This window comes from Thermogutta sp. (genome assembly GCF_014359955.1).
Taxonomy (GTDB): Bacteria; Planctomycetota; Planctomycetia; order Pirellulales; family Thermoguttaceae; genus Thermogutta.
Genome location: NZ_JACIYL010000336.1, coordinates 1 through 4,475, shown reverse-complemented (window position 1 = coordinate 4,475; position 4,475 = coordinate 1). Strand labels below are relative to the sequence as shown.

General features: G+C 60.6%; 3 protein-coding genes. 1 reads left to right on the top strand and 2 read right to left on the bottom strand.

The features are described from left to right. On the bottom strand, nt 1-450 hold a 450-nt coding region (locus H5U08_RS10910), incomplete at its 3' end, for a TIM barrel protein (protein ID WP_297032927.1). Nucleotides 451-630: 180 nt separating this feature from the next. Between H5U08_RS10910 and H5U08_RS10905 the strand changes: the two genes are divergently transcribed. Beyond that, the gene (locus tag H5U08_RS10905; protein WP_297032925.1) at nt 631-3,258 is read left to right on the top strand and encodes an NEW3 domain-containing protein; all 2,628 of its coding nucleotides are present in this window, start codon (nt 631-633) and stop codon (nt 3,256-3,258) included. Here H5U08_RS10905 and H5U08_RS10900 read toward each other — a convergent pair. Then, on the bottom strand, nt 3,242-4,475 hold a 1,234-nt coding region (locus H5U08_RS10900), incomplete at its 5' end, for an amino acid permease (protein WP_297032924.1). The genes H5U08_RS10905 and H5U08_RS10900 overlap by 17 nt on opposite strands.

Here is a 4,475-nt window from a genome sequence, read left to right as displayed (position 1 = left end):
TCCCGCCGGTTCCCACCCCGTTTCAATCGCCAGGATCGCCCCCACCCGTTCCCCCCACCGGCTCAGGTCCGCCAGGACCTCCTTCAGCACCTGCCATTCAAGATTTTCCGGATTCTGCGGGATAAAGCCGATTCTATAGCTCAGGTATCGCCCCCCTAATTGGTAGGTCAGGTCCATGGCACGGCGAATTTCCTCGATCCGTTTTTCCAGTCCATCGGGGTCATCCAATCCCCTCGAAAGTCGCAGACGTGCGAGTGCCAGGGTGAGATCCCAATCTGCCAGATATTTTCGTATTTCCCGGATGGCCGTCCGCGTGTAGTCTTCCAGCGGCATCAGTCCGAGGAGGTCCAACTCGACCCCCTCCAGGGCCAGCTCCCGGATCCGGGGTAACGTCTCGCGGAGATCGCCCGGTATGGGGCCAAGGTCAGCAGCCAGACGGATTTTCAACACAGTTTGAGTCCCTCTCAATGAGCGCCCCGCTATTGGCCGAAGCGCTTTCCAGGAGTCCATATATCCCGACAGCACGTGCCGACGATCCCGCGATCGGGATTTCGCCGACGAGTTTTTCCTACGCCTCTCTCCCAGGCGTGGGGTTTCACAGCAAATAAATATCCGGGGAATCGAACAACAGTGTTTCCACCGCAAATCGTGGTCTCATTGCTCATTGTAGGAGTCGCGGCGGAGGTGCCCAAGTCTCTGCCCGCTCCGAGTATCCCCTCGCAGCCGGACCTGAGCATCGTTTACCGCTGCAACTTTGATGAAAGTCACGACCAGAATTACGATTCGTTTCCCGATTACTGGACCCGCGCGCAGGGGCCGCGGTACCCTCTCTACGTGAAAGCCGAAATCGTTCCGGTGGCCTCTCCCGATTCTCCGCGTTCACTGTGGGGCTACCTCGACGGAGGCTCCCTCGCTCTCAGCACCCCACCCATCAGTATCACGCAGCTTTTCAGCTATCAGGCCCAGGTGTGGGTGCGGACGCGAAATGTTCAGAACGACCGCATCTTTCTGGAAGTCACCTTGCTGGATAGCAACGACAAGCCGCTCCGCCTCCTCAGCTCACGCCAACTGGGAGAAACCGCCGAATGGACCCTGCTGACCGTGGGACCATTCGACGTGGACGACGCGCTCGTCGCAAAAGCTGTGTTGACCCTTCATGTGGAGGCCGGTGCCCGTGCCGACGTGGGAGCGGAGGTTTGGTTCGGAACCGTCTCACTCCACCGACTGCCGATGCTGAGGGTCACGCTCGACCGTCCCAACGGCCTTTACCTGCTCCCTCAACAACCGCGCGTCAACTGCGTGGTGTCGGGAGTGCCTTCGCCAGTCCCCCCGTTACAGATCCGGGTGACGAATGCGGAACAGCAGGAACTTTTACAGGAGCAAATTGCGCTGGAGTCCGAGCCCGCCTTCGGCCAGGAGGAAATCCCGCCCGAACCAGCGCTCCGCGGCGTGACCCTCTACAAGGGTTCCGCCCAGCGGAGCCTGCCGCTGGACCAGCCCGGCTATTATCGCCTTCGGGTGCATCTCGCACAGGGCTCAAATTCTTCCCGCGACGCGGAGCTGCAATTTGTGATCATGCGACCGCCCGAGGGAAACGATCTTGCGCCTTTCGGCTGGGCTCTTCCCCGGGGCCTTTTTCCCACGGGGCCGGATCGCCTCCGGGAACTCCTTCATCACGCGGCGGTCGGATACGTCAAATTCCCCGTTTGGTGTGACGAAAACACGGACAAGCGAACTCTTCAGGAAACGTCGCATTTTCTGGAGCATCTTGCCTCGCATGGCGTGCAGATTGTCGGCCTTCTCACCCCGCCGGACAGCGTTCGGGAGAAGGTTTCTGTTGATGCCACCGCGCTCGATGTGCTCAGTTCCGACCCCAAAATCTGGCAGCCCTCCTTGGAGTTCACTTTTGCCCGGGTGGCCACCCTCGTGCGCTACTGGCAATTGGGGGAAGATGATGGCGAGCCGCCACCCCGGCTGGCCCGCATCCAGCAGGTCCTCGATCAGGCCCACAAAGCCTTGGGCAACGTCGTGGCGGAGATCCGGCTGGGGATTCCCTGGAACTGGCTGCAGCCCTTTCCTCCGCTCCCCCTCGCGTTTGTGCATCTGACCGGCGAGCCGCCGCTCACCGCGGAAGAGCTCGAATCTTTTTTACGAGAAGTTCCCCAAAACCCCGCCCCGCCGCAGATCTTCCTCTCCCTCCAACCACTTGACGACCGCGACTATTCCCTCCGCGATCGTGTCCGCGATCTTGTGTTGCGGATGGCTGCCACTCGGGAAGGCGCTGCCCTGGCCGCGTTTCATCCGGATCCCTTTGATCCTCACACGGGCCTGTGCACTGCCAGCGGCACGCCGACCGAGCTGTATCTCCCCTGGCGGACGACGGCCCATGCGCTGGCCTCGGCCGAGCCGATCGGCTCGGTTCTCCTCCCCGGAGGCTCCAGCAATCGCATCTTCTCGACCGACAAGCAGAGAGGTGTCATGGTACTCTGGGCCAATCGTCCTACCCGAGAGGCTTTGTATCTCGGCAGTGAAATCACCGCCCTCGATGTGTGGGGGAGAGAAGTCCCCGTGGAAAACACAGCCGTCGGCCAGGCCATTCTCGTGAATGACTGGCCGCTCTTTGTGTACGGCGTTTCGGTGCCCATCGCGCGATGGCGGCAGCGCGTCACGCTGGCCACCACACGTCTTCCCAGTGTTTATGGCGTTCCCTACCGAAACCAGCTTCGCTTCGAGAATACCTTTCTGGAACCCGTTTCCGGAGAGGCGTTCATCACGACACCGCCCAACTGGCAGGTTTCACCCCGCCGATTCACCTTTCAACTCCAGCCAGGCGAGACACTGGAACGCGAGGTTTTTTTCACCCTCCCATTCGACGCGGAAACAGGCCCCCAGCCCGTCCGTGTTGATTTTCGTATCCAGGGTGAAAGCACTTACCGCTTCAGTAGTTACCATTTTGTGGAGGTGGGCCTGGGCGACGTGTACATCGAGATTTCCACCCGACTGGACGAATCGGGCGACCTCGTGGTGCAGCAGGTCTTCGTCAACGAAACCGAATATCCTGTGTCTTTCCGCTGCGAGCTGTTCGCCCCCGACCGCCGCCGTCAGTTCATGTTCATCCGGGAGCAGGGCCCCGGCCGGACCGTGCACCAGTATCGATTTCCCCGTGGAAAGGAGCTCATCGGCAAAACCCTGTGGCTTCGGGCGGAAGAAATCGGCGGCTCGCGCACGCTCAATTACCGAATCACGGCTGCCGAGTGATCTCGCCCTTGGTGGGTTCCTCCGTCGCAGCCAGCCGGGGCTGCCGTAACGCAGAAACAGCCGCCACCAGCATGCCCACCACCAGCACCCCGATCGCCCAAAGCGCCTCATACGTCCTGTGCTGAATGGCGTATGTGACGCTGGAATAAATCATGAACAAACAGGAACTACAAAAAATAACAGGTGTCACTGGGAAAAACAGCGTCCGGTAAGGACGCGGCACATCCGGGTACCTCGCACGCAGAACAAACAGCGACAACCCCACGAGAAAGAAAAACGTCCAGAAAACCGGGGTCGTGAAATTGAGCAGATTGTTGAATCCGTCCTGATACCATCCGAAAGCGGCCACCAGACCCAGGGTGATCACCCCCTGAACCAGGAGCGACCACACCGGCGTGCTCCGCTGCGGATCCCAGCTTCCCAGAATCTTGAACACACGGTGGTCGCGCCCCATGGCATAATACACCCGGGCTCCGGTGAAGATCTGGCCGTTTACCGAGCCCAGCGCTGAGATGCAAATGATGAGCGCGATGAGTTTACTCCCGAAATCGCCCATCGATATCCTCAAAAGATCGGCCGCCACCACCTCCGACTTCTGCACGCCCGCGAATCCCAACCCTCGCACAAAGGCCACGGTGGCCAGCACGTAAATGGCGGTAACGGCGAGAGTCCCCAGCACCAGGGCCCGCAGGATGTTCCGCGTGGGGTTCCTCACCTCCGCCGCGACATAGGCCATCTCATTCCAGCCACCATAGGTAAAAAGCACCAGGATCATGGCCAGCCGCAGGTCAAACGGCGGGGGATCCGCCGGTGGCGCTTTCTCCGCTGCCGCACCCGGCACCAGGAACATCCCCACCACGAAGATGAGCGCGAGGCTGAGCACCTTGAGAACCGTGAGGAGATTCTGCGTCCACTTTCCTTCCCGCACGCCGAGGATGTTGATCAACGTGAGAACAGCGATCGCTCCCATGGCATAGGCCATGAGAGAAAACTGTGGCCCCCCGGGGGTATGGAGGGGGAAAATTTCCCGCGCATAGGTGGCGAAGACGAAGGCCATCATGCCGATCGAACCCGGTCGAACGACCCACAGTTCGCACCAGGCGAACAGGAAGCCCATCCAGCGCCCATACGCCCGGGTGAGAAACACGTAATCACCCCCGGCATGGGGAAAGGCGGTCGCCAGCTCCGCATAGCAGAGGGCCCCAATCAGGGAGAGC